16 protein-coding genes, 2 tRNA genes and 3 rRNA genes are annotated in these 22,753 nt (G+C 45.0%); 5 read left to right on the plus strand and 16 right to left on the minus strand.

Features of this window, described 5'->3' with window-relative positions:
* Positions 1-90 precede the first annotated feature (90 nt).
* The 8 genes from birA to MADE_RS17175 form a co-directional block, all read right to left on the minus strand.
* A complete protein-coding gene (gene birA, locus MADE_RS17140) occupies positions 91-1,077 on the minus strand; it encodes a bifunctional biotin--[acetyl-CoA-carboxylase] ligase/biotin operon repressor BirA (RefSeq protein WP_012519823.1) in 987 nt (328 codons plus the stop codon).
* Positions 1,074-2,156: a UDP-N-acetylmuramate dehydrogenase gene (gene murB / locus MADE_RS17145; protein ID WP_012519822.1), complete on the minus strand. Its 1,083-nt coding sequence runs from the start codon at positions 2,154-2,156 to the stop codon at positions 1,074-1,076. The genes birA and murB overlap by 4 nt, the downstream gene beginning before the upstream one ends.
* 92 nt (positions 2,157-2,248) lie before the next feature.
* Positions 2,249-3,826 carry a methyl-accepting chemotaxis protein gene (locus MADE_RS17150; RefSeq protein WP_012519821.1) on the minus strand — a complete coding sequence of 526 codons (1,578 nt, stop codon included), beginning with the start codon at positions 3,824-3,826 and terminating at the stop codon, positions 2,249-2,251.
* 131 nt (positions 3,827-3,957) lie between these two features.
* A 5S ribosomal RNA gene (gene rrf / locus MADE_RS17155) occupies positions 3,958-4,073 on the minus strand.
* Between the two features lie 126 nt (positions 4,074-4,199).
* Positions 4,200-7,086, minus strand: a 23S ribosomal RNA gene (locus tag MADE_RS17160).
* 347 nt (positions 7,087-7,433) lie between these two features.
* A tRNA-Ile gene (locus tag MADE_RS17165) sits at positions 7,434-7,510 on the minus strand.
* 117 nt (positions 7,511-7,627) lie between these two features.
* Positions 7,628-7,703 (minus strand) — tRNA-Ala (locus MADE_RS17170).
* A 79-nt stretch (positions 7,704-7,782) separates the two neighbouring features.
* A 16S ribosomal RNA gene (locus MADE_RS17175) occupies positions 7,783-9,322 on the minus strand.
* The 16S, 23S and 5S rRNA genes sit together here with 2 tRNA genes alongside, the layout of an rRNA operon.
* Positions 9,323-9,591: 269 nt before the next feature.
* Between MADE_RS17175 and MADE_RS17180 the strand changes: the two genes are divergently transcribed.
* Positions 9,592-10,404, plus strand: coding sequence for a hypothetical protein (locus MADE_RS17180; RefSeq protein WP_023559929.1), 813 nt, complete (start codon positions 9,592-9,594; stop codon positions 10,402-10,404).
* Between the two features lie 188 nt (positions 10,405-10,592).
* On the opposite strand, the gene MADE_RS17185 is transcribed toward MADE_RS17180, so the two are convergent.
* From MADE_RS17185 to MADE_RS17195, 3 genes are read right to left on the minus strand one after another with little or no spacing between them, the layout of a single operon-like run.
* Positions 10,593-12,023 carry a TolC family protein gene (locus tag MADE_RS17185; RefSeq protein WP_023559930.1) on the minus strand — a complete coding sequence of 477 codons (1,431 nt, stop codon included), beginning with the start codon at positions 12,021-12,023 and terminating at the stop codon, positions 10,593-10,595.
* The gene (locus MADE_RS17190; RefSeq protein ID WP_023559931.1) at positions 12,017-13,069 is read right to left on the minus strand and encodes an HlyD family secretion protein; all 1,053 of its coding nucleotides are present in this window, start codon (positions 13,067-13,069) and stop codon (positions 12,017-12,019) included. The genes MADE_RS17185 and MADE_RS17190 overlap by 7 nt, the downstream gene beginning before the upstream one ends.
* Positions 13,070-14,788, minus strand: a complete 1,719-nt coding sequence (locus MADE_RS17195) for an ABC transporter transmembrane domain-containing protein (RefSeq protein ID WP_023559932.1) — start codon at positions 14,786-14,788, stop codon at positions 13,070-13,072. It abuts the gene before it with no gap.
* Positions 14,789-14,991: 203 nt separating this feature from the next.
* Here MADE_RS17195 and MADE_RS17200 point away from each other — a divergent pair, with 203 nt between their 5' ends.
* The 3 genes from MADE_RS17200 to MADE_RS17210 all read left to right on the plus strand — a co-directional run bounded on the left by MADE_RS17200 (position 14,992) and on the right by MADE_RS17210 (position 16,872).
* The gene (locus tag MADE_RS17200) at positions 14,992-15,882 is read left to right on the plus strand and encodes a LysR family transcriptional regulator (protein WP_023559933.1); all 891 of its coding nucleotides are present in this window, start codon (positions 14,992-14,994) and stop codon (positions 15,880-15,882) included.
* A gap of 373 nt (positions 15,883-16,255) precedes the next feature.
* Positions 16,256-16,486: a type II toxin-antitoxin system Phd/YefM family antitoxin gene (locus MADE_RS17205; protein ID WP_023559934.1), complete on the plus strand. Its 231-nt coding sequence runs from the start codon at positions 16,256-16,258 to the stop codon at positions 16,484-16,486.
* The gene (locus MADE_RS17210) at positions 16,486-16,872 is read left to right on the plus strand and encodes a type II toxin-antitoxin system VapC family toxin (RefSeq protein WP_014980410.1); all 387 of its coding nucleotides are present in this window, start codon (positions 16,486-16,488) and stop codon (positions 16,870-16,872) included. Before MADE_RS17205 ends, MADE_RS17210 begins: the two co-directional genes overlap by 1 nt.
* A gap of 72 nt (positions 16,873-16,944) precedes the next feature.
* Here MADE_RS17210 and MADE_RS17215 read toward each other — a convergent pair whose 3' ends face one another.
* From MADE_RS17215 to rfbA, 5 genes are all read right to left on the minus strand, one after another.
* Complete coding sequence (locus MADE_RS17215; RefSeq protein WP_012519185.1) at positions 16,945-18,132, minus strand: nucleotide sugar dehydrogenase; 1,188 nt, start codon at positions 18,130-18,132, stop codon at positions 16,945-16,947.
* Between the two features lie 297 nt (positions 18,133-18,429).
* Positions 18,430-19,512 carry a dTDP-glucose 4,6-dehydratase gene (gene rfbB, locus MADE_RS17220; protein WP_012519186.1) on the minus strand — a complete coding sequence of 361 codons (1,083 nt, stop codon included), beginning with the start codon at positions 19,510-19,512 and terminating at the stop codon, positions 18,430-18,432.
* A gap of 35 nt (positions 19,513-19,547) precedes the next feature.
* Positions 19,548-20,414, minus strand: a complete 867-nt coding sequence (gene rfbD / locus MADE_RS17225; protein WP_012519187.1) for a dTDP-4-dehydrorhamnose reductase — start codon at positions 20,412-20,414, stop codon at positions 19,548-19,550.
* Positions 20,415-20,438: 24 nt separating this feature from the next.
* Entirely contained in the window at positions 20,439-20,984 is a 546-nt protein-coding gene (rfbC, locus tag MADE_RS17230; RefSeq protein WP_012519188.1) for a dTDP-4-dehydrorhamnose 3,5-epimerase, read from the minus strand.
* A 75-nt stretch (positions 20,985-21,059) separates the two neighbouring features.
* Entirely contained in the window at positions 21,060-21,941 is an 882-nt protein-coding gene (gene rfbA, locus MADE_RS17235; protein ID WP_012519189.1) for a glucose-1-phosphate thymidylyltransferase RfbA, read from the minus strand.
* A gap of 178 nt (positions 21,942-22,119) precedes the next feature.
* Between rfbA and MADE_RS17240 the strand changes: the two genes are divergently transcribed.
* The gene (locus MADE_RS17240; protein WP_012519190.1) at positions 22,120-22,752 is read left to right on the plus strand and encodes a hypothetical protein; all 633 of its coding nucleotides are present in this window, start codon (positions 22,120-22,122) and stop codon (positions 22,750-22,752) included.
* The last annotated feature ends 1 nt before the right edge of the window (position 22,753 follow it).

The following is a 22,753-nucleotide window of genomic DNA, read 5'->3' on the forward strand; positions in this document are numbered from 1 at the left end:
ATTCTATTTAAAAATCACAAAGATGAACTACGAAGTACTTTTATTATAAAAATGGCCAAAATCTTCGTAGCCCAGATATAAAATAAAACGTTAATTGCCTCTAAGGCTAACTTCGCCACCATGGAATCGCGTAATACCGTCTTGTGTTTCAACAAGTAGTGCGCCGCTGGCGTCCACTCCCCTGTCAATTCCAGAAAATCGCTTCTCGCCCATCTGCAAAACAATACGTTTATCGGCGTATAGGTCTAACGCTTCCCAATACGCAGTGAAAGGACCAAACCCTTGCTGGGTAAATTTCGGTAAATAAGACCAAAGCGACTTAATTATTTCTGCCGCTAAGGCGTTTCTATCAGGAATAGTACCTAGGTAAGAGGCTAGATCGCTATGAGGCTGCCCTACATCATACTGATTATCAGGTACACATACATTTAAACCAATACCGATAACACTGTGCGCCGTTGCGCCAATCTGGCCTTCTACTTCAATTAATACACCGGCAAGCTTTTTGCCTTGTAGATAAATATCGTTCGGCCATTTCAATTCGGCATCTTCAACACCAAATTCTTTTAATGCATCGCAAACGGCTAACCCCACTAGCAAAGAAAGACCCGCCATGCTTTGGTAACCATCAGGGAAAGACCAGTACATAGAGAAAGTTAGACTACCACCAACAGGGGCTAACCAAGAACGGCCGTGGCGACCGCGCCCATCGGTTTGAATTTCGGCGAAGACGACATCGCCGTTTTCAAGATCTTCCCGTTTACTCGCAATACGTTTTTTCATTTCCGTATTGGTAGAGGGCAATACGGACTCCACATCGATGACCGCGCGTTTTGTATTGCCTAAATGTCGTTTAATACTGTCAGCACTTAACAATGGGAACCCTCGTTCTAATCGGTAGCCTTTACCTTTCACTTTAAATACATCCAACCCCCAATCGGCAAGCTGGGAAATGTGGCCCGCTACCGCGGTTCTTGATAAACCGACCTGCTGAGCAATGGTTTCACCTGAGTGAAAATGGCCGTCAGACAACAAAGCGAGTATATGTTTTCTTATAGCTTTTGATGCTTGTCTCATAGCGAAATAAGTCCTTTGCTTCCTAATAAGCGCACTTCTGGTTCGAGCGTAACGCCAAACTTATCATGTACGCTTGCTATGATATTTTTTGCCATGGTAATTAAATCTTCTCCGGTGGCACCACCTAAGTTAGTTAGTACCAATGGCTGTGTAGGGTGGCAGCGTACTTTATTTAACGTCTTGCCTTTAAATCCTGCTTGGTCGATAAGCCACGCTGCAGGGATTTTTATCAATTCTTCGTTTTTCTTAGTGTTATCTTGCTGTTTTAGGGTAACGCCTAAATCACTCGTTTCAGTTGGCGGCGTTACCTTATCAGTTATAACAAAGTGCGGGACAACGTCGTAATCTTTTTGAATACTGTGAAATACCGACGTCGGTACTACGGGGTTCTTGAAGAAACTTCCTGCATTACCTAAAACGTTTGGGTCGGGCAACTTGCTCTTTCTTATCTCTATTACCTTACTATACACCTTTTCAGGCGTAGGCTCGGAAAGTGCGGCCAATTCGCCGTAGCTAGTTTCAAGTTCATAGTCTTTCGGAAGCTTAAAATTAACATGGGTAATAAGCACTTTATTGGCTAATGCATGTTTAAACACACTATCTCTGTAGCCAAACTGGCAATCTTCTTTGTTAAGCAGAACTTGCTCACCCGTTTCTAATAATACACATTCTACTTTATCAATGAGGGCATTAACCTCTCGCCCGTAAGCACCGATGTTCTGAATAGGACATGCCCCTACTGAGCCTGGTATCAGTGCTAAGTTTTCGAATCCATACCACTTTTCTTCCATACAAAGCGTTACAAACTCATGCCAGTTTTCGCCTGCGCCTACCCTTAGATAATGGTGACTTTCAGTATCGAAGTGACTAATACCCTTTATTTCATTAACCAGTACAGTACCGTCGAAGTCTTTTGTAAAAATAGAATTGCTTCCACCGCCTAATATGTAAACCGCGTTATCGGCGCTTTGTTTTATTGAGTTGTATAGGGATAAAAAAGAAGGGACGTCGACAAACGACTCAATAGAATTACACGATGCTGAAAGACCAAACGTGCTGTAACTTTGTAATGAAGGCATATTATTTTACGAACCGCGAACAATCCGCTAATGGTAGGGTAACAAGGGCCCAAATAAAAGCGTAAAGACGCAATAATATTAGCGGTAGGGAATTACTGCGCTTGTGCTTTATAACCTATACGAAACCCGCCCCAGTGTTTACCGTTCACATAAATAGGGGCTGATAAATCATGCATAACTTCTCCCGTATCTCGTTTATAGGTTTGAAGTAGAAACGTTGAGGTATTAGCACCACAGCGGCTTCCTGTCTTATCATCAAATATCCGTTTTGTTCGGTTATTTGCAAGGTCAGTGTCATAATTACCCGTAAGCGGCTGACTGAACTTCTTATTATGGGTGGGGAAGTAGCCATTTTTATCAACCGCGCCAGCATAAATTATGAAATCGTGCGCTGTTAGCAAAGGCTCTTGAATTTCGGGTAATATCTTATCGGTGAATTTATCGAAAGGTGTCGTGTGCTTTAACGGGTTAGTGTTTGTAATGGGCGTATAGTCGAAGCTAAATAATTGCGACTCGGCAATGTCGCCCGCTTTAATAGCCTGTTCGAATCGTTTACCTATGGTTTTCGCTGTACTTATCGCAATATCTCTTACTTCGCTATTTCTGTCGTTTACGTCAAAACTTTCTAATAGCCTAAAAATATCTTCCGCTTGGCTGCTAAGAGATAAGGCTTGCGCTGAAACGTCAGAAAGATCGCGCTCCAAATTACCCGTAGTTTGATGAAGTTGTAGAATATTGGCGCTGATACCTGCGCTGTGCTCTGCATTATCCTCTACCATACCCTGCATTGCCTCCATAGAGTCCCGGGCTTTAGTAGATAACAAGCTTGAATGAGATATAGCCGCTTCACTCTCCTGTAGCTTAGCGTTCATATCGTCACTTGAACTAAGTACTTTATCCATAGTAGCTACCGCTTTTTGGCTACTGGTATTCATATCCTGAAGCAAAGTTTCAATTCCAGACGTTGCATCTGTCGTTTTCTTTGCGAGTTCCCTGACTTCGTCAGCAACTACAGCAAAACCACGGCCTTGTTCGCCAGCCCTAGCGGCTTCAATTGCTGCATTTAACGCGAGCATATTCGTTTGATCGGCCAACTGATTAATGGTGTTAGTGATTGTACTTATACCTTCAGCTTTGCTTTTTAAGGTAATGAGCGCGTCAGATGACGCATTGATATTTTTAACTAACTGCTGTTGTTGGTTTAACACTTCTTTTAGCGACGTACTTCCAAACTGTGTTTTCTCATCAGACTCATTCATAGATGAAGAGGCTGTTTTGGCTAATGCATCTAACTGACTAGACGACGACTCTAAATGTTGTAGCCTGCCGCTCATTTCACCAATATTAGCGACTTGTTCTTTAAAAGCGTTTGCTAGTTGCTCCAAAAAAAACGAAATAGAGGCACCGCCAATTGCGATATTGCTGGCGGCGTGACTGACCTTGGTTGCATCAGTTTGCGACGACGGAGGTTGACTCGATGAAAGGCTGTCATCCCCTACTCCTTCAGAAAACGCATTCGTTTTTCCGCTGCCTAGCGTTTTATTAAAAATGAAAGACGCTAAAAGAATAGTAAAAAAGGTGACAGCAGTAGAAATCAGGACGCTCATGGTTAGAAACGACATCACTACATTTATCAGCCCTGCGACAACAGCTAACACCAAATAATTCATCAAGCACACTTAACATTTTATTAACACAAGACAAATGTAGAGCGATCTTTGCTATTAATCTATAAGCGATTAGTAGTATAGAGAAAATGAAGAGGCAGAAAGCAAAAAACCCGCCGTTAGGCGGGTTTGGGACCTGGCAGTGTCCTACTCTCACATGGGGAAACCCCACACTACCATCGGCGCTAATACGTTTCACTTCTGAGTTCGGAATGGAATCAGGTGGTACCGTATCGCTATGGCTGCCACACTGATAACAATTTGGGAAAGATAATATTAATTCAATCAGTGAGTAACTACTTTTTACTCTATCTTGCTTTTAGCTCGTCTTTGCTTACAACGCCAACTTCTCTTCGAAGCCTTTTAGGCGTTGTTGATGGTTAAGCCTCTCGGGCAATTAGTACAGGTTAGCTTAACGCCTTACAACGCTTCCACACCCTGCCTATCAACGTCATCGTCTATAACAACCCTTCCAGACCTTAAAGGTCAGGGATGACTCATCTTTGGGCCGGCTTCCCGCTTAGATGCTTTCAGCGGTTATCCGTTCCGAACATAGCTACCGGGCAATGCCATTGGCATGACAACCCGAACACCAGCGGTTCGTCCACTCCGGTCCTCTCGTACTAGGAGCAGCTCCCATCAATCATCCAACGCCCACACCAGATAGGGACCGAACTGTCTCACGACGTTCTAAACCCAGCTCGCGTACCACTTTAAATGGCGAACAGCCATACCCTTGGGACCGACTTCAGCCCCAGGATGTGATGAGCCGACATCGAGGTGCCAAACACCGCCGTCGATATGAACTCTTGGGCGGTATCAGCCTGTTATCCCCGGAGTACCTTTTATCCGTTGAGCGATGGCCCTTCCATACAGAACCACCGGATCACTATGACCTACTTTCGTACCTGCTCGACGTGTCTGTCTCGCAGTTAAGCTAGCTTATGCCATTGCACTAACCTCACGATGTCCGACCGTGATTAGCTAACCTTCGTGCTCCTCCGTTACTATTTGGGAGGAGACCGCCCCAGTCAAACTACCCACCAGACACTGTCCACAACCCCGATAAAGGGCCAATGTTAGAACATCAAACATACAAGGGTGGTATTTCAAGGACGGCTCCACACAATCTAGCGACTGTGCTTCAAAGCCTCCCACCTATCCTACACATGTAGGTTCAATGTTCAGTGCCAAGCTGTAGTAAAGGTTCACGGGGTCTTTCCGTCTAGGTGCGGGTACACAGCATCTTCACTGCGATTTCAATTTCACTGAGTCTCGGGTGGAGACAGCGTGGCCATGGTTACACCATTCGTGCAGGTCGGAACTTACCCGACAAGGAATTTCGCTACCTTAGGACCGTTATAGTTACGGCCGCCGTTTACCGGGGCTTCGATCAAGAGCTTCGTCCGAGGACTAACCCCATCAATTAACCTTCCGGCACCGGGCAGGTGTCACACCCTATACGTCCTCTTACGAGTTTGCAGAGTGCTGTGTTTTTAATAAACAGTCCCAGCCACCTGGTCACTGCGGCCTCCATTTGCTTACCACGTAAAGTGTTCACAAACAGAGGCGTACCTTCTCCCGAAGTTACGGTACAATTTTGCCGAGTTCCTTCACCCGAGTTCTCTCAAGCGCCTTAGTATTCTCTACCTGACCACCTGTGTCGGTTTGGGGTACGGTTCATATAATCATAAGTTTAGAAGCTTTTCCTGGAAGCAGGGCATCAACAACTTCACTCCCTTGGGAGCTCGTCTCGTGTCTCGGCCTTCTCTTTTAAAGAGCGACCCGGATTTACCTAAGTCACTAGCCTACACACTTTCACTTGGACAACCAACGCCAAGCTTGCCTAGCCTTCTCCGTCCCTCCATCACTGATTATATAAGTACGGAAATATTAATCCGTTTCCCATCGACTACGCATTTCTGCCTCGCCTTAGGGGCCGACTTACCCTGCCCTGATTAGCATGGGACAGGAAACCTTGGTCTTCCGGCGTGGGAGTTTTTCACTCCCATTATCGTTACTCATGTCAGCATTCGCACTTGTGATATGTCCAGCAAGCTTTACAACTCACCTTCATCCACTTACACAACGCTCCCCTACCCAGCATGTAAACATGCTGCCGCAGCTTCGGTATATTGCTTAGCCCCGTTACATCTTCCGCGCAGGCCGACTCGACTAGTGAGCTATTACGCTTTCTTTAAAGGGTGGCTGCTTCTAAGCCAACCTCCTAGCTGTCTGTGCCTTCCCACATCGTTTCCCACTTAGCAATATTTTGGGACCTTAGCTGGCGGTCTGGGTTGTTTCCCTCTCCACGACGGACGTTAGCACCCGCCGTGTGTCTCCCGGATAGTTCTCATTGGTATTCGGAGTTTGCAAAGGGTTGGTAAGTCGGGATGACCCCCTAGCCTTAACAGTGCTCTACCCCCAATGGAATTCGTCCGAGGCTCTACCTAAATAGATTTCGGGGAGAACCAGCTATCTCCCGGTTTGATTGGCCTTTCACCCCCAGCCACAAGTCATCCCCTGACTTTTCAACGTCAGTGGGTTCGGTCCTCCAGTTGATGTTACTCAACCTTCAACCTGCTCATGGCTAGATCACCGGGTTTCGGGTCTATACCTAGCAACTCAACGCGCAGTTAACACTCGCTTTCGCTACGGCTCCGCTATTCGCTTAACCTTGCTACTAAATATAAGTCGCTGACCCATTATACAAAAGGTACGCAGTCACCCCGAAGGGCTCCCACTGCTTGTACGTATACGGTTTCAGGTTCTATTTCACTCCCCTCACAGGGGTTCTTTTCGCCTTTCCCTCACGGTACTGGTTCACTATCGGTCAGTTAGGAGTATTTAGCCTTGGAGGATGGTCCCCCCATATTCAGTCAAGATAACACGTGTCCCGACCTACTCGATTTCACTGTAAAGAATCCGTCGTGTACAGGGCTATCACCTTGTATCGCTCCTCTTCCCAAAGGATTCCACTAAATTCTAAACAGCTTAAGGGCTGCTCCCCGTTCGCTCGCCGCTACTAGGGGAATCTCGGTTGATTTCTTTTCCTAAGGGTACTTAGATGTTTCAGTTCCCCTCGTTTGCCTCGTTAACCTATGTATTCAGTTAACGATACCTATAAATAGGTGGGTTTCCCCATTCGGACATCTGTGGCTCAAATGCATTTTGTCGGCTCACCACAGCTTTTCGCAGACTTACACGTCCTTCATCGCCTCTAACTGCCAAGGCATCCACCGTATACGCTTCGTCACTTAACAAGCTAATCGGAAGAATTGCCTTGCTATCAATCAATGTTGATAACAAGCAATTCAAGTCAAGTAGAGTAAAAAGTACGTCTTTCGACTTCTCAGTTACTCAATTTTGATTGATTACTATTAATATCAGCTTTCCAAATTGTTAAAGAACTATCGTGCAAAATCATGACGCTTTTTGTCATGACTTTTGCGCAAGGAGGACCTACATTACTCTTTAAAGTATCGTAAATGCTCCCTCAGGGTAAAAAAACCTAATCAATGCTTACTGAAACAGTAAATATTCATTAGGATTTCGGGTCCAACGTGACACGTTTCCACCTTTGTTACCTTCCTTTCTTAAAGCAAGGAAATGGTAGGCTTGGGCAGACTTGAACTGCCGACCTCACCCTTATCAGGGGTGCGCTCTAACCAGCTGAGCTACAAGCCTATTTTTCAAGCCGGTCGGCGTTGTGACCTCACCGCTCTTATTCGAGGGCAGGGCTGCAACCATCCGAGCTACAAGCCTTCAGTAAACTTCGCTTATGCAAGCTCAGTGTCAAGTAGATGGTGGAGCTAAGCAGGATCGAACTGCTGACCTCCTGAATGCAAATCAGGCGCTCTCCCAGCTGAGCTATAGCCCCATAAACTTGTGTCGTTCTTCATTTTTAAACAAGACTATCTGTGTAGGCACTGCATCAAGTGCGTCTATCGACGTAATGGTAAGGAGGTGATCCAACCCCAGGTTCCCCTAGGGTTACCTTGTTACGACTTCACCCCAGTCATGAAACAAATTGAACAAAGTGGTAATCGTCCTCCCGAAGGTTAGACTAACTACTTCTTTTGCATCCCACTCCCATGGTGTGACGGGCGGTGTGTACAAGGCCCGGGAACGTATTCACCGCAGTATTCTGACCTGCGATTACTAGCGATTCCGACTTCATGGAGTCGAGTTGCAGACTCCAATCCGGACTACGACATTCTTTAAGGGGTCCGCTCCACATCACTGTCTCGCTTCCCTCTGTAAATGCCATTGTAGCACGTGTGTAGCCCTACACGTAAGGGCCATGATGACTTGACGTCGTCCCCACCTTCCTCCGGTTTGTCACCGGCAGTCTCCTTAGAGTGCCCAACTTAAGGCTGGCAACTAAGGACAAGGGTTGCGCTCGTTGCGGGACTTAACCCAACATCTCACGACACGAGCTGACGACAGCCATGCAGCACCTGTGTCAGAGTTCCCGAAGGCACCAATCCATCTCTGGAAAGTTCTCTGCATGTCAAGTGTAGGTAAGGTTCTTCGCGTTGCATCGAATTAAACCACATGCTCCACCGCTTGTGCGGGCCCCCGTCAATTCATTTGAGTTTTAACCTTGCGGCCGTACTCCCCAGGCGGTCTACTTATCGCGTTAGCTTCGCTACTCACGACTTAAAGTCACAAACAGCTAGTAGACAGCGTTTACGGTGTGGACTACCAGGGTATCTAATCCTGTTCGCTACCCACACTTTCGCACATGAGCGTCAGTCTTTGGCCAGGGAGTCGCCTTCGCCACTGATGTTCCTCCAGATATCTACGCATTTCACCGCTACACCTGGAATTCCACTCCCCTCTCCAAGACTCTAGTCTGCCAGTTCTAAATGACCATCCCAGGTTGAGCCCGGGGCTTTCACATCTAGCTTAACAAACCGCCTGCGTGCGCTTTACGCCCAGTAATTCCGATTAACGCTCGCACCCTCCGTATTACCGCGGCTGCTGGCACGGAGTTAGCCGGTGCTTCTTCTGTTGTTAACGTCACGGCTAGCAGGTATTAACTACTAACTTTTCCTCACAACTGAAAGTGCTTTACAACCCGAAGGCCTTCTTCACACACGCGGCATGGCTGCATCAGGGTTTCCCCCATTGTGCAATATTCCCCACTGCTGCCTCCCGTAGGAGTCTGGACCGTGTCTCAGTTCCAGTGTGGCTGATCTTCCTCTCAGAACAGCTAGAGATCGTTGCCTTGGTAAGCCTTTACCTTACCAACTAGCTAATCTCACTTGGGCCTCTCTTTGCGCCGGAGCCTAAGCCCCGTTTGGTCCGTAGACGTTATGCGGTATTAGCAGTCGTTTCCAACTGTTATCCCCCTCGCAAAGGCAAGTTCCCAAGCATTACTCACCCGTCCGCCACTCGTCAGCGATTAGCAAGCTAATCCTGTTACCGTTCGACTTGCATGTGTTAGGCCTGCCGCCAGCGTTCAATCTGAGCCATGATCAAACTCTGAACTAACCGTCTATTTTTCATTCAAATGTGATAATTAGTAGACAATATGGACTAATTACTAATAGGATGGGTGTTCAGATCCTATAAAGTAGTCGTTCTTAAAGTAGTATTTGATCCTGCCGTTATTATATTGAAACTTGATGTTGAAGGTTGCGTAAAGGAATACGTATGAGAATGTATATAAGCGTAAACGGCCTACGCTTTGTATTCTTCATAAATGTATTAATACTGGTTGTGTCAAAAATTGACTACGCAATAATTATAAAGGTGGGTTTATGTTACGAACTCTTTCATTGCTTTCAGCGGCAATGCTAGCCTCACAGGTTAGTCATGTGGCAATGGCACAAGACGCTTCTTCAAACGAAGTCGCTCAGCCAACCACTTCAGTAAGCATAGAATCATCCGCTGAAGCATCTAATCGCTTTCAAACAGCCTTTTTGCGACGCCAGGTCGATCAAACCATGTCTGTAGGACGTGCCATTAGCTCTATCGCTGGCCATTATCCGCAAGAAATAGTCTCTATTGTCGATATCGCATTAGACACGTATCCAGATAAGTATCGAGAAATCGTCTTTGCTGCAATATCAGCACAACCTTCTTCTACCGAGGAAATTGTTCAGCTTGCAATAGAAAAAGAAGTCAGCAGCTGCCCCAACATTGTTCAGCTAGCTATTAAAGCAGAACCAACTTATGTCGATTTCGTTGTTCATGCAGCAGCGGTTTCAACCCCTGAAGAATTAGATGAGATAGTACGTGTTGCTGTTCTTACTCAACCTGATGCAGCAGACAGTATTGTTCAAACACTCTCGCAGGAGCACCCGAACAAAATTGTTGAGATTATGACAAGCGCGCTTAATGCCGTTCCTTTCGTTGGAGAGTATGTGGTAGATGCATTATTAGCGGTCTTCCCTAACGAAGCGCAAATGGTAGTGGAAACAGCCGTAAGAGAATCATCTCATCAACGTGAACAGGTAATACGTATATTAAGCACCGCACAACATGCGGGTGTTTCTCAAGATAAGTTAAAAGAATACGCGATGTCGGCAGGTTTATCAGAAGAAGACTTTAATAGTGCGGTTAGTAATTAGCCTTTATAGCGCTTTATCCATATAAACAAGCGGCGTACTGATAGTTCAATACGCCGTTTTTCTTTTTCGGCTTGTGTTGGTCTTGCAAACAACCGGTATTTATCACCTAAAACCCTGTTCGCTTTCTCTCGCTTTTATCTCTCGTTATTCTCTGTAGCTGTTATCTCTAGACACTTGGCCGTTAACGCCTACTTATTAAATGAATAAAGCATAGCGGCTTCTTTATATAGCATCAGTTCTGCTTTTAACAAATCTACCCTGGCTTTGATCTCTTTCATCTTCGCTTTAATTTCGTTTTGAGCACGGGCATTTAAAACAAACATATCACTGTCGCCAGCATCGAAGCGCGTCTTCTCTACCTTAGATAAAGTTTTGGCTAATGCAGCGTTTTCGCTTTGCAGCGATACAATGTCTTTTGCCTGCCCCCAATACACCAGCGCTTGTTCAAAGCGTTGCGCTATTGCTTGCTCGGTAGACGTGAGTTTGTGCGCCAGCTCTCGTTGCTTTGACTGAAGCTGTGCACGTTCCGCTTTGGCCTTTCTGTTACCCAAAGGGTAAGAAAAAGACAACCCAACTTTTGTTTCTGTACCTTCAAGGGTTTGTGAACCCGCCCCCACATCTCTGGCGATAGAGGCGGTAAGGTCAAGTTTAGGTAACAACGCGTTGTCAGCAAGCGCCACTTTATTTTCTACCACCTGCTGCTCTAACTTCATAACATCCAGTTCGGGATGCTCGCGCAGCGCATTGCGCAGTGTGACAAGTTGACCGTTGCCCACCCAATATGGCCAGTTAATGTCTTTTGGTGGTTTATCGCTTTTGACCGCTTGCATGTCACCGCTTGGCGAACGCCAGTAAAAAGACAGCATTTGCGCATGCATATCCCGCTTTTGTTTTAGTTCAGCCAAGGTTAAACGCTGCTGTAGCAAGTTTGCTTTGAACTCGGTTAGCACGATACTGGCTAAATCGCCTTTTTCTACCCGTGTAACCAAGGCTTTTTCACGTTCAAAAGCGGTATTAAGCAATTCGGTTACCGCGTCTATTTGCAGGGCACTTTCATACCACGCGATATACTCACTTACCCCTTTATATACAAAGTCATTAATTAGACTGCTTGCTAATGCTTGCCATTGGGATGACGCTAGCCCCGCATTTCTTAGCGCGGTTCGGCGTTTGTCTATTTCGCGGTTTTGTAGCAATGACATGGCAATGCCAACACTTGCTTCTCCGCCAGATAGCGTATCGTAATATCCTTCGTAGCTAGGGAAATCACCACCTGCGATGCGGTACTCACCGAAAACCGAGGCATTGTAATCCTCTATGGGGTTAGTAAAGCGCTGGGTTAAATTGGTTCCATCGTAATAACCTGATACGCGGCTTTTCGTTTTCTGTTCTATAAAAGGGTCGAAACTGCTTCTGGCAATTTCAAGTTCAGCCGCGGCTTGGTAGTTACCTTCATTTATCGCAAGCACATAAGGGTGATAATTCACCATGCTTTCTATTAACCCTTCTATAGAAGGTGCGGGCTGTGTAGTTTGACTTTGCGCCAGTACCTTAGCACTGCTAACGCTGCCCAAAAGCGCGAGTGCCAATAATAACGAGATAAAGCTTCGCGCTACCATATTGATGCTCCAGAACCTTTACCACCGCTTGAAGGTGATTCTTGAGTTGGCAGCGGCGGGAAGTTATTCAGCTGTCGCCACATTTCGTAACCCAGGCGTACCTCTTCCAATAACACCCACGCTTTTACGCGGCTACCTAAACGGGCCGAACTTTCTGCTGGCCATGGAATATCTGACTCATCTGGGCGTATCCAAACGTTGAAGTCGCCCATAGCATTTGCCACTGGCTCAACGTAGACCACTTCACCACCAAAGGTACCAATTGCGCTGCCGGGCCAGCCGCTAAACTGAAACACTGGCCAGCCTTCAAACTGCAAGCGCGCTTTTGCGCCCGGCTTTACTAATGGCGCATCTAACCCTCTTACGGTAACACGCACACTACGCTTCGCATCGGCAGGAATAAATTGGCCTAGGATGTCTCCTGATTTCACGAAAGTAGACACACCTCCAGATAATAAACGCACCACAGTGCCATCCACCGGCGCGAGCTTTGTTTGCGTAGATTGGCGAGACAAGATCATGCTGGCCTCGTTTATTTCAGAAACAGACGCTGCGGCTTTAGCACGTAGCTCTTGCACTTTAATTTCGGCTTGCTCTACTTCTTTGCGCGATACCAGCCCCTGCGCTTCAAGTGACTTCTGACGGGCTAAGTTGTTCTCAGCATTTCTTACCGCCGTTTCATTCGCTTGATTCTTTAGGTTGGCGGCAGATAGCTGAGACTGAAGCTTTTCAAGGCGCTGTGCATCAATATCGATAAGCGTAACGATAGGGTCGCCCGCCTTCACCTGCTGCCCTTCCCTCACATGCCACTGCTTTACCTGTCCATCAACAAGCGCGTTGATAGGTTGGGTTCTGTCTTTCGGGTCGAGTGAGTCCACCATGCCTGTGCCATAAGCGGTTTGGATCCAAGGCGTGAAGTACAGTATTAAGCCAGCAGCAAGCACTAAAAAAATAATCACGCCAGTGACTACCCGGTGTAGCTTTGGCACGTGCAAAGAAGGTAACGACTTAATGTTGTCTAAAAAGCGACGTTCTGCGTTATTCACTTATTCCCCCCCCTTATTTGCGTTCTTGGTATCGCTTTGCACATCTAAACTCACTGGCGCTACCCCATCATTGTATTCGCTAAGCATAGCGGTGGCATTGTCGTGCAGATGTATCACGCCGTCGAAGCATTCGGGTATTGGGATGTTTGAAAAGTACATTACCGTAAAATCGTACTTGGTTAAGCGGTTTAGAAGGCGCGCGCGAAGTTCAATAGGGATCGCATCAAAGTGTTGATTCAATATCAATAATTTAGGTTTGGCGATAATGGCAGCAGCCAGTTTAAGTAATAAGAACTCAAGCGGCTGCAATGGCGCGCCCAATACAGACACTTTCGTTTGAAGGCCCTCGGGCAAGCCGTCAATTGTCTTGGTCATTTCCACTTCTTCAAGCGCTGCGCGAATATCGGCAATGGTGGCCTGTGGGTGAGCGAGCTTTAAGTAACGCTCTATCGACACTTCAATAATCAGCGAGCGATCTAAGATAGTCACCGCTTGCCTTAGCTCGTGGGTGTCGTAATCGTTAAGGCTTAATTCACCCAATAAAATATCGCCCGACTTAACCCTGTCGTACTGCTTCAATAAACCTACAAGCTGCTTTTGAACCCAGCTTTTATCTGTAGTCACAAAGTACTTAGTGCCAGGTTCGAATACCACATTTAATTGGCAGGTATCGTTACCGTGTTTAAGTTCGACGTCGTTAAATACCAGTTTTGATGATGCGGGTACATGTTCTGACGCATTAAGCTCTTCTTGCGGCATAGCTAAAGCTCCACCTAGCTTTTCGGCTGCTCCGTAAAGTTCGTAATAAAGCTTTAAGTATTGAGTGAAGCGAGATAAACCAAAGAATACGGCTGACATAACCAGCTCAGCGGCAACTAGCTGACCAATAGACAGTTCACCTTGTACCACCAGTACACCGCCAATACCCAATAAAGAAGCACTGGCTACGGCATACATTAATAAGAACATGACCACCTGCGAGAACGTGTAATGAAAATGGTTTTTATGCTTTTGCACATAGTCACTGATGTAACCTTCGGTACTGCGCCCGGCGTACTCGACATGATCTGCCGACTTAAAGAACTCGTGAGCAATAGCAATATCGTGAAGCCACTTGGCCGAGTCGTATTTCGCGTGAGATAACTCGATAGCAGTGCGCTTAGCGCCGCGGCCCCAAATTTTCCACACCGCATACATGGTAAGTAAAAGCACCACGTTAAACGCGAACAACGCCGGGTGGTAAAAGGATACCAGAGTGAAGCCCACCAGCATCTGCAATACCAAGGCAAAGCCGTCGATCATCAAAGACGGGATATTCTTTTGAAACGTCATAATGTCGAAATAGCGCTGGGTTATGCTGACGTTTTGACGCCCTTCAAAAAAGCTATGGGGCGCGAGAATAGTTTTAAGACCGATGTCGGCAGTTAAACGCGCGTAAACCTTTCGCTCGTAAAACTCCATCACCCGCATACGAAGGGCGCTAAACACACCTGATATAAATAAAGTAAGAAACAAGACAACAGCTAGGATGACCACTGCTCGGGTTGAGCCTATATTTGCGATACTGTTGATTAGGGTTTGCACTGCAATTGGCACTGCCAATGTCATTAAACTAATTGCAACACCGTAGGCAATAGCAACCCAGAAAAAGCCAGCCTCGGGTTTTAGTAGCGAAAAAAGCGTTTTTCGCGTTTTGCGTAAATTTATTGGTTTAGCCATAGTTATGTCTTCAATATACCGCTAGCTTAGAAAAGTGAGAAACGCGCTGTTCTTGATTGTGGGTAACAGCAACAATAATTAGTGTATTTCAATACTGAGTTAGAATAAATCTGTTATACTCTGAATACTTCATCGAAAATAATTGCGTTTATAAATTATGGGATCAGAGTACATTTCCTGCCCTTCTTCTATTTTGTAAAATTATGCATCACCTAAACTACCATCATTTATACTATTTTTATCTGGTCGCCCGCGAGGGCAGTATTGCTAAGGCAGCCAAGTTACTTCACGTTACTCCTCAAACGGTTAGCGGGCAACTTAGTACCTTCGAAAACCAGCTTGGCTATGCCCTATTCGACAGAATAAACAAGCGGCTATACCTCAACGCGAGAGGTAAAGTTACCTATCAGTATGCCAGTGAAATATTTCATAAAGGTAATCAACTGGCTGAAATACTTAACAATAGCGATGAAGTGAATACGAAAGAATTCGTAATAGGTATTACAAACGGTATTCCAAAAGTGCTTTTTTACGATTTTGTTCACGACATCATGCGTCGGTTTTCTCATGTGAAGTATGTAATTAAAGAAGACAGCTTCGATGGATTACTGAAAGAGCTGGCCATTAACGCTATCGACTTTATTGTTGCAGACCGCGGCATAGCGCCGGGTACGCAAATTAGCGCCAATAGCTTTTTCTTAGGTGAAAGCTCGTTAAGTTTTTTTGCGAAATCACCACTTAGTGAAGAACAAACCTTTCCTGACTGTTTAAATCAGATGCCGTTACTTATCCAAGGCAACACGTCGGGGATACGACAAGCATTAACTAGCTGGCTTGAAACCGAACAGCTTTACCCAAAAATTGTGGCCGAGTTCGATGATACCGCTTTATTGAAGCTATTTGGCAGCGAAGACTTTGGCGTGTTCTGCGCACCATCGGCTATTTCGAAACACGTTGAAGAGCAATATGGTGTGCATTGTATTGGCAACGCGAATACGCTCAACGAACGATACTACGCTATTACAGGTAAAAGCCGTGCTGACTATACGATTAGTGAGGCGATTGTTGAATCGGCCAGGGAGATTCTAGCGTGACGTGTGGGCTCTGGACGCCTGGATTAGGAGCCATAGAAATTGAGGGGCAGAGTATCAACACTGCCCCTGAGGTATCCCCACAATTTAAAGCATGCTTCTTCCCCGCCGGGTATGTGTAAGCGTGAGGCTTAATGGCAGGAGTTGAATTGGCGTGGATTTTATTTTGAATTTTGGGGTTTGGGAAGTTTTTTGTGAATGATCTTTGATGATTAAAGATACCGCAGCACTGACACGATAGGCATTTAGTTTGGCTCCTTGTCAGATTTTTGATCTACAAGCGTTAGATATAAATGAGTTGAGGACGTGATTGCAACTGTTGTTTTTTTGAACTACCATTATAGCTAAGTTTAGCTAAGTTCATTAGAGGTGTTGTATGCAGGCCAATATGCATGAGGCAAAAAGTAAGTTATCCCAACTTGTCGAACGGGCAGAGGCCGGTGAAGAAGTTGTTATCGCCAAGTCGGGAAAACCAGTAGTGAAACTAGTGCCTTTTAAAACAGAAAAAAAACGCATTTTTGGGCAATTCAAAGGCCAGGTTCATACGACTGAAGACTTCGACTCGAAAGAGGTTAATGAAGATATAGCAGATATGTTCGGTTTGTAATGAAAAGAATATTACTCGATACCCACGTTTTAATTTGGTGGATGAACGGAGATGAGCAATTAGGTCATAACGCTCAAAAGCATATCTCTAATACTGAAAACGCCATTTATATCAGCGCCGCGTCTGTTTGGGAAATGTCGATAAAACAGCAGCTGGGAAAACTTACGGTACCAGACGATATTGAGTCGCTTATCGAAGAGTTAGGTTTTAGCGCATTACCTATCAATTTATTTCATAGCCAGCAAGCAGGAAGGCTGCCAATGCACCACCGCGATCCATTTGACAGAATGCTGATCGCCCAAGCTCAAGCTGAAGGGCTGCAGATTTTAACGAAGGACGAACACTTTCCCGCTTACGGGGTTAGATTGATTAACGCTTTAAAGTGATGGCTGAACTGGTGTTTTAACTTTATATAAATTGTGGGATGAGAGTAGCTGCTCTGACCCCACAATTTTGATTTAGTCGGCGTTGAACAAGTCGCGGCTGTAAACTTTGTCGAGTACGTCTTCAATATCGCCCGTTACACGGTTGGCTACGATAACATCAGAGATTTTCTTAAACTCTTCTAGGTCGTTTACTACGCGTGAGTTAAAGAAATCATCTTCTTTGAGTACAGGCTCGTATACTACCACTTCAATACCTTTCGCTTTAATGCGCTTCATGATGCCTTGAATCGCACTGGCGCGGAAATTGTCTGAACCAGTCTTCATGATAAGGCGGTAGATGCCAACAATCTTAGGACCGCGGCTTACAATTGAATCAGCAATAAAGTCTTTACGGGTACGGTTAGCATCTACAATGGCCTGAATCATGTTGTTAGGCACTTCACTGTAGTTCGCAAGTAACTGCTTAGTATCTTTTGGTAGGCAGTAACCACCATAACCAAAGCTTGGGTTATTGTAGTGCTTACCAATGCGAGGGTCTAAGCCTACACCTTCAATAATTTGTTTGGTGTCTAAGCCATTTCGTTCTGCATAGCTATCCAACTCGTTGAAATAAGCCACACGCATGGCTAAGTAAGTATTAGCAAAAAGCTTAATGGCTTCAGCTTCAGTGCTGTCAGTAAACAACACTTCGATTTCTTCTTTAATCGCGCCTTGCTCAAGCAATTTAGCGAATACTTCAGCGCGTTCGCTACGTTCACCCACAATAATGCGGCTAGGGTGAAGGTTATCGTAAAGTGCTTTACCTTCACGTAAGAACTCTGGAGAGAAGATTAGATTTTCAGTACCGAAACGTGCTTTTGCGTCTTTAGTGAACCCTACTGGCACGGTCGATTTAACAATCATCACTGCATCAGGGTTAATTTCCATTACCGTTTTGATAACCGCTTCTACACTACCTGTGTTGAAGTAGTTCGTTTGCGGGTCGTAATCCGTTGGCGTTGCAATAACCACATAATCGGCATCTTTATATGCTACCTGTGCATCTAACGTAGCTTCAAGATTAAGCTCTTTAGTCGTTAGGTACTCAGAAATCTCTTTGTCTTCAATTGGAGACTTTTTGTTATTCAGCATCTCGACCTTTTCAGGTACCAAGTCGACTGCTTTCACTTCATTGTGTTGTGCAAGTAACACGGCATTTGATAAGCCTACGTACCCAGTACCTGCTACTGCTATTTTGTACTTTGCTAGCGTACTTTCCATTTATGGTTTCTCCAATCCTATTAACTATCAGCGATAGAAATATTTATTAAAATTTTCTCGCTATATATTGCCAGAGTTTTTTGAAAATCTCATGAATAATGCATCATAAAGGTGCTCAATTTGATATAGCGCTGACGACTCGGTGCATCTCGCCGCCCAACTACAACGTTTTATCATTAAGCTTTAGTGGTATGGTTCTCTATAAGCAACAATCACACCACCAAGAATATTGCATTCGAAAACAAAAAAGCCTCAGCATACTAAGTAAGCTGAGGCCTAAAAACTAATAAGAGCTAACTAACTCCCCGTGCCTAAACGCTCGCCTTGATAACTACCGTCAAGCACAGCTTTCCACCAGCCTTCATTCGCTAAATACCATTCAACGGTTTTACGAATGCCGCTTTCAAAGGTTTCTTGTGGTTTCCATCCTAGCTCACGTTCAATCTTACTGGCATCAATGGCATAGCGCATATCGTGACCTGGGCGGTCTTGAACGTAAGTGATCTGCTCGGCGTATTTGCTTTCTTTCGGCTTAACTTCATCCAAAATAGTGCAAATAGTTTGCACCACTTCAATGTTTTGTTTTTCGTTATGCCCACCAATATTGTAGGTTTCACCAATTTCACCGTTTAGCGCAACCACAACTAATGCGCGCGCATGGTCTTCAACATACAGCCAGTCGCGAATTTGGTTACCTTTGCCATACACTGGCAGCGGCTTGCCCGCTAGCGCATTTAAAATAACTAACGGTATTAGCTTTTCAGGGAAATGATACGGCCCATAGTTATTTGAGCAATTAGTTACTAATGTTGGTAGCTTATAGGTACGCAGCCACGAACGTACTAGCTGATCAGAACTTGCTTTACTCGCTGAATAAGGAGAACTTGGTGCATACGGGGTAGTTTCCGTAAACAATGGAAGCTCTGTGCCTGGCTCAACTTCATCAGGGTGAGGAAGGTCGCCGTATACTTCATCAGTAGAAATATGGTGGAACTTAAACCCTGCTTTTTTATCGCCTTCCAGTTCAGACCAATATGCTCTTGCTTGTTCAAGCAACGTGTACGTTCCAACTACATTGGTTTGAATAAACTCACCAGGGCCATCAATAGAACGGTCTACGTGAGATTCTGCAGCCAAGTGCATAATGATATCTGGCCGGTGCGTGTTGAACACGCGCTTTACTTTTTCAGCATCACAAATATCAACTTGTTCAAAGCTATAGCGGTCGCTGCTTGAAACGGGTGTTAATGATTCTAAATTACCCGCGTAAGTTAGCTTGTCTAAATTCACTACCGTGTGATCAGTATCATTTATAAGATGGCGTACTACTGCGGAGCCAATAAAGCCTGCACCACCTGTTACTAAAATTGTTTTGCTCATGTTTTATTTACCAAACTTGAATTGAGTGTTGCGGCTTATTGAGCCGCTTTAAGCTCGTCCATCATGGAAGACAACTGCTTGCGCCAATGGGTTGGGTTGCAGGTTGCAAACGCTTCACGTGCGCTTTGTTTGTCCAACACGCTATAATGAGGGCGTTTAGCTGGCGTAGGATACTGGCTACTTGGAATAGGCAATACAGGAATTGCACTTTCTAACAACCCTTTTTCAAGCCCTAACTCTTGAATAGCTAGTGCAAAGTCGTACCAACTGGCCACGCCTTCGTCAGTCCAGTGATACACACCTACTGTTTTGTTTTTAGCTGCACTGACGCAGGCATCCGCCAACCCTTTCGCCCAGGTAGGCGTACCTATTTGGTCGTCTATTACCGTAAGCTGAGGCTTATCTGCCATTAGCTTAAGCATGGTTTTTACAAAATTATTGCCATGGGCGGAATACACCCATGCTGTACGAATTAAGCAACTTGCTTCAGGCAATATATCGAGTAACGCCTTTTCCCCATCTGCTTTTGTTTTGCCATAAGCCCCCTGCGGTTCTATAGGGTCGCTAGGCAGGTATGGCGAGCCTTTATGCCCATTAAATACGTAGTCGGTAGATACATGCACTACAAATGCACCAGCTTTTTTGCAGTACTTAGCTAAGTTTTCTACTGCAGTAGCATTAATTGCATGGCATAACTCTTGTTCTTCCTCTGCTTTATCTACGGCAGTGTAGGCGGCGGCATTGATGATGACATCAGGCGCTAATTGAGACAGCGTTTCTGATAACACATCAAATTTAGTGATATCTGTATCTTCCGGTCCAAGACAAATAGTATCTTCACCCAATATACGCACCAACTCGTAAGACAACTGCCCAGCATTTCCAATAACTACAATTTTCATTGTTATCCTTTTAAGCCTTAATAATTAAAACGTAGGTGCGTCAACAAATGCCAACCCAGCTTCGTCTTTCCCTGAAAGTGAAGGTTTTTCGCCATTCACTAAAGGCCAGTCGATATTTAACGTTGAGTCGTTGTACTTAACTGATATTTCAGATTCCGGGTGGTAATAGTCTGTACACTTATACACGAACTCAGCATTTTCGCTTGTTACGTAGAAACCGTGAGCAAAGCCCGCAGGTACCCATAACTGACGTTTATTCTCAGCTGATAACGTCACCCCAACCCACTTACCGTAAGTAGGTGAGTCTTTACGCATATCTACGGCTACATCGTACACTTCGCCGCTAACTACACGCACCAATTTGCCTTGGGTTTGCTCTATTTGATAATGAAGGCCGCGAAGAATACCTTGGCTAGATTTAGAGTGGTTATCTTGAACAAAATCTACATCTGCGCATTCTTTCTTAAACCAATCGGTGCGAAAGGTTTCTAGGAAAAAACCACGCTCGTCTCCAAATACTTTAGGCTCAATGATTTTTACGTCAGGGATGTCTGTCTTAATTACTTGCATTTACTTTCCGTACAAACTGGCAGTTTAAAATAAGAAGAAAGGTGGCAGTGCCACCTTTTACAATTTGATATGAAGCTAGATTTTAACTCTATCGTTAATGACTTTTAGCAGGTAATCGCCATAACCACTTTTCTTGAGTGGTGCCGCTAGCTTTTCAAGTTGCTCAGCATTGATATAGCCCATTCTATAGGCCACTTCTTCTGGGCAACATACTTTCAAGCCTTGGCGTTTTTCGATAGCCGCCACAAAGTTTGCAGCATCGAGTAGAGAATCAAGCGTACCTGTATCCAACCATGCTGAACCGCGCCCCATTAGCTCTACTTTGAGGCTGCCATCTTGAAGATATAAGTTGTTCAAGTCAGTAATTTCAAGTTCACCTCTATGAGAGGGCTTAACTTCTTTGGCGAAGTCCACTACGCGGTTGTCATAGTAGTAAAGACCCGTTACCGCATAGTTTGATTTAGGAACAGCGGGCTTTTCCTCGATGGAAAGTGCATTCCAGTCATCGTCGAAATCAACTACACCATAACGTTCTGGGTCGTTAACGTGATATCCAAACACCGTTGCACCGTGCTCTTGTTTAAACGCATTCTGCAAAGACAACTTTAAGTCGTGGCCGTAATAAATGTTGTCGCCAAGAACCAGCGAACAGCTATCGTTTCCAATAAACTCTTCGCCTATAAGAAACGCCTGTGCCAAGCCATCTGCCGAGGGCTGTACCGCGTATTGAATATTCATTCCTAACGCCGAGCCATCACCGATAAGGTCGATAAACCTTTGCTGCTCTTCGGGCGTGGTGATAATGAGTACATCGCGAATGCCCGACATCATTAACGTGGTTAACGGATAAAAAATCATCGGCTTGTCGTAAACAGGCATTAGCTGCTTACTAACCACCTTAGTTAACGGGTGCAAACGTGTGCCAGATCCGCCAGCTAATATTATTCCCTTTCTCATTGTTAGAGCCTTAACAAATTAGATTTAAAAATAAGTGTTCCACCCCGCAGTATATGACTTCCCCCCCCCAGTTTAAAGTGCAAGTTCTTATTCAGGCATAGACTCACAAGTAATTTTATTACAGAATACTCATGCATTTTATAATTAAAACCAGTAATAATTTGGAAGTTAAAACGAGATGACCGATAAAGATCAAATTTTCAATGGAATGAAAGACGAATTTTCGTCACTTCGTTCGGAAGAAAGAGCTGAATACTTGCTAGAAAAAGTAGCTGAGTTATACGCAATCATAAACAGCCAACAAGCTCACATCAACAAGCTCGAAAAGGCTGTGTACGACAGTGAACTGTTCTTCAACTTACCAGAAGTTACACTGATGACGAGAAGTAAGTTGCCGAGAGTGCTCATTGATGCCAACGATGTGGTCCCTGTTGGCGACAATTTTTATGAGGCGGAAGCTTATGGTGGCGGCGGTCATTACCGCTGGACCGGCCCTGAACGACTTAACAATTTTCATGTACCCGTTGATAGAACACAAGAAAAAACCCTGCGTATTTCCATTGTAAATGCAATCAAGCCAGAAATACTGAACTCAATTAAATTGTACGTAGATGGTGAATTAGTCAGCTATGACTTCGAAAAAAGAAATGAAGGTATTGAACTTATTGCTGCTTTGCCCGTGAGTTCAAGGGCTCAAGATACCTTAATAAGCCTGTTTATTCCCCATTTGTTTTCACCTTCTGAGGTGAAGCCAGAATCGTCTGATAACAGAAAGTTAGGTATTGCCTTCCACAAATTGGAGGTTCTATAAA

Source organism: Alteromonas mediterranea DE (assembly GCF_000020585.3).
Lineage (GTDB): Bacteria > Pseudomonadota > Gammaproteobacteria > Enterobacterales > Alteromonadaceae > Alteromonas > Alteromonas mediterranea.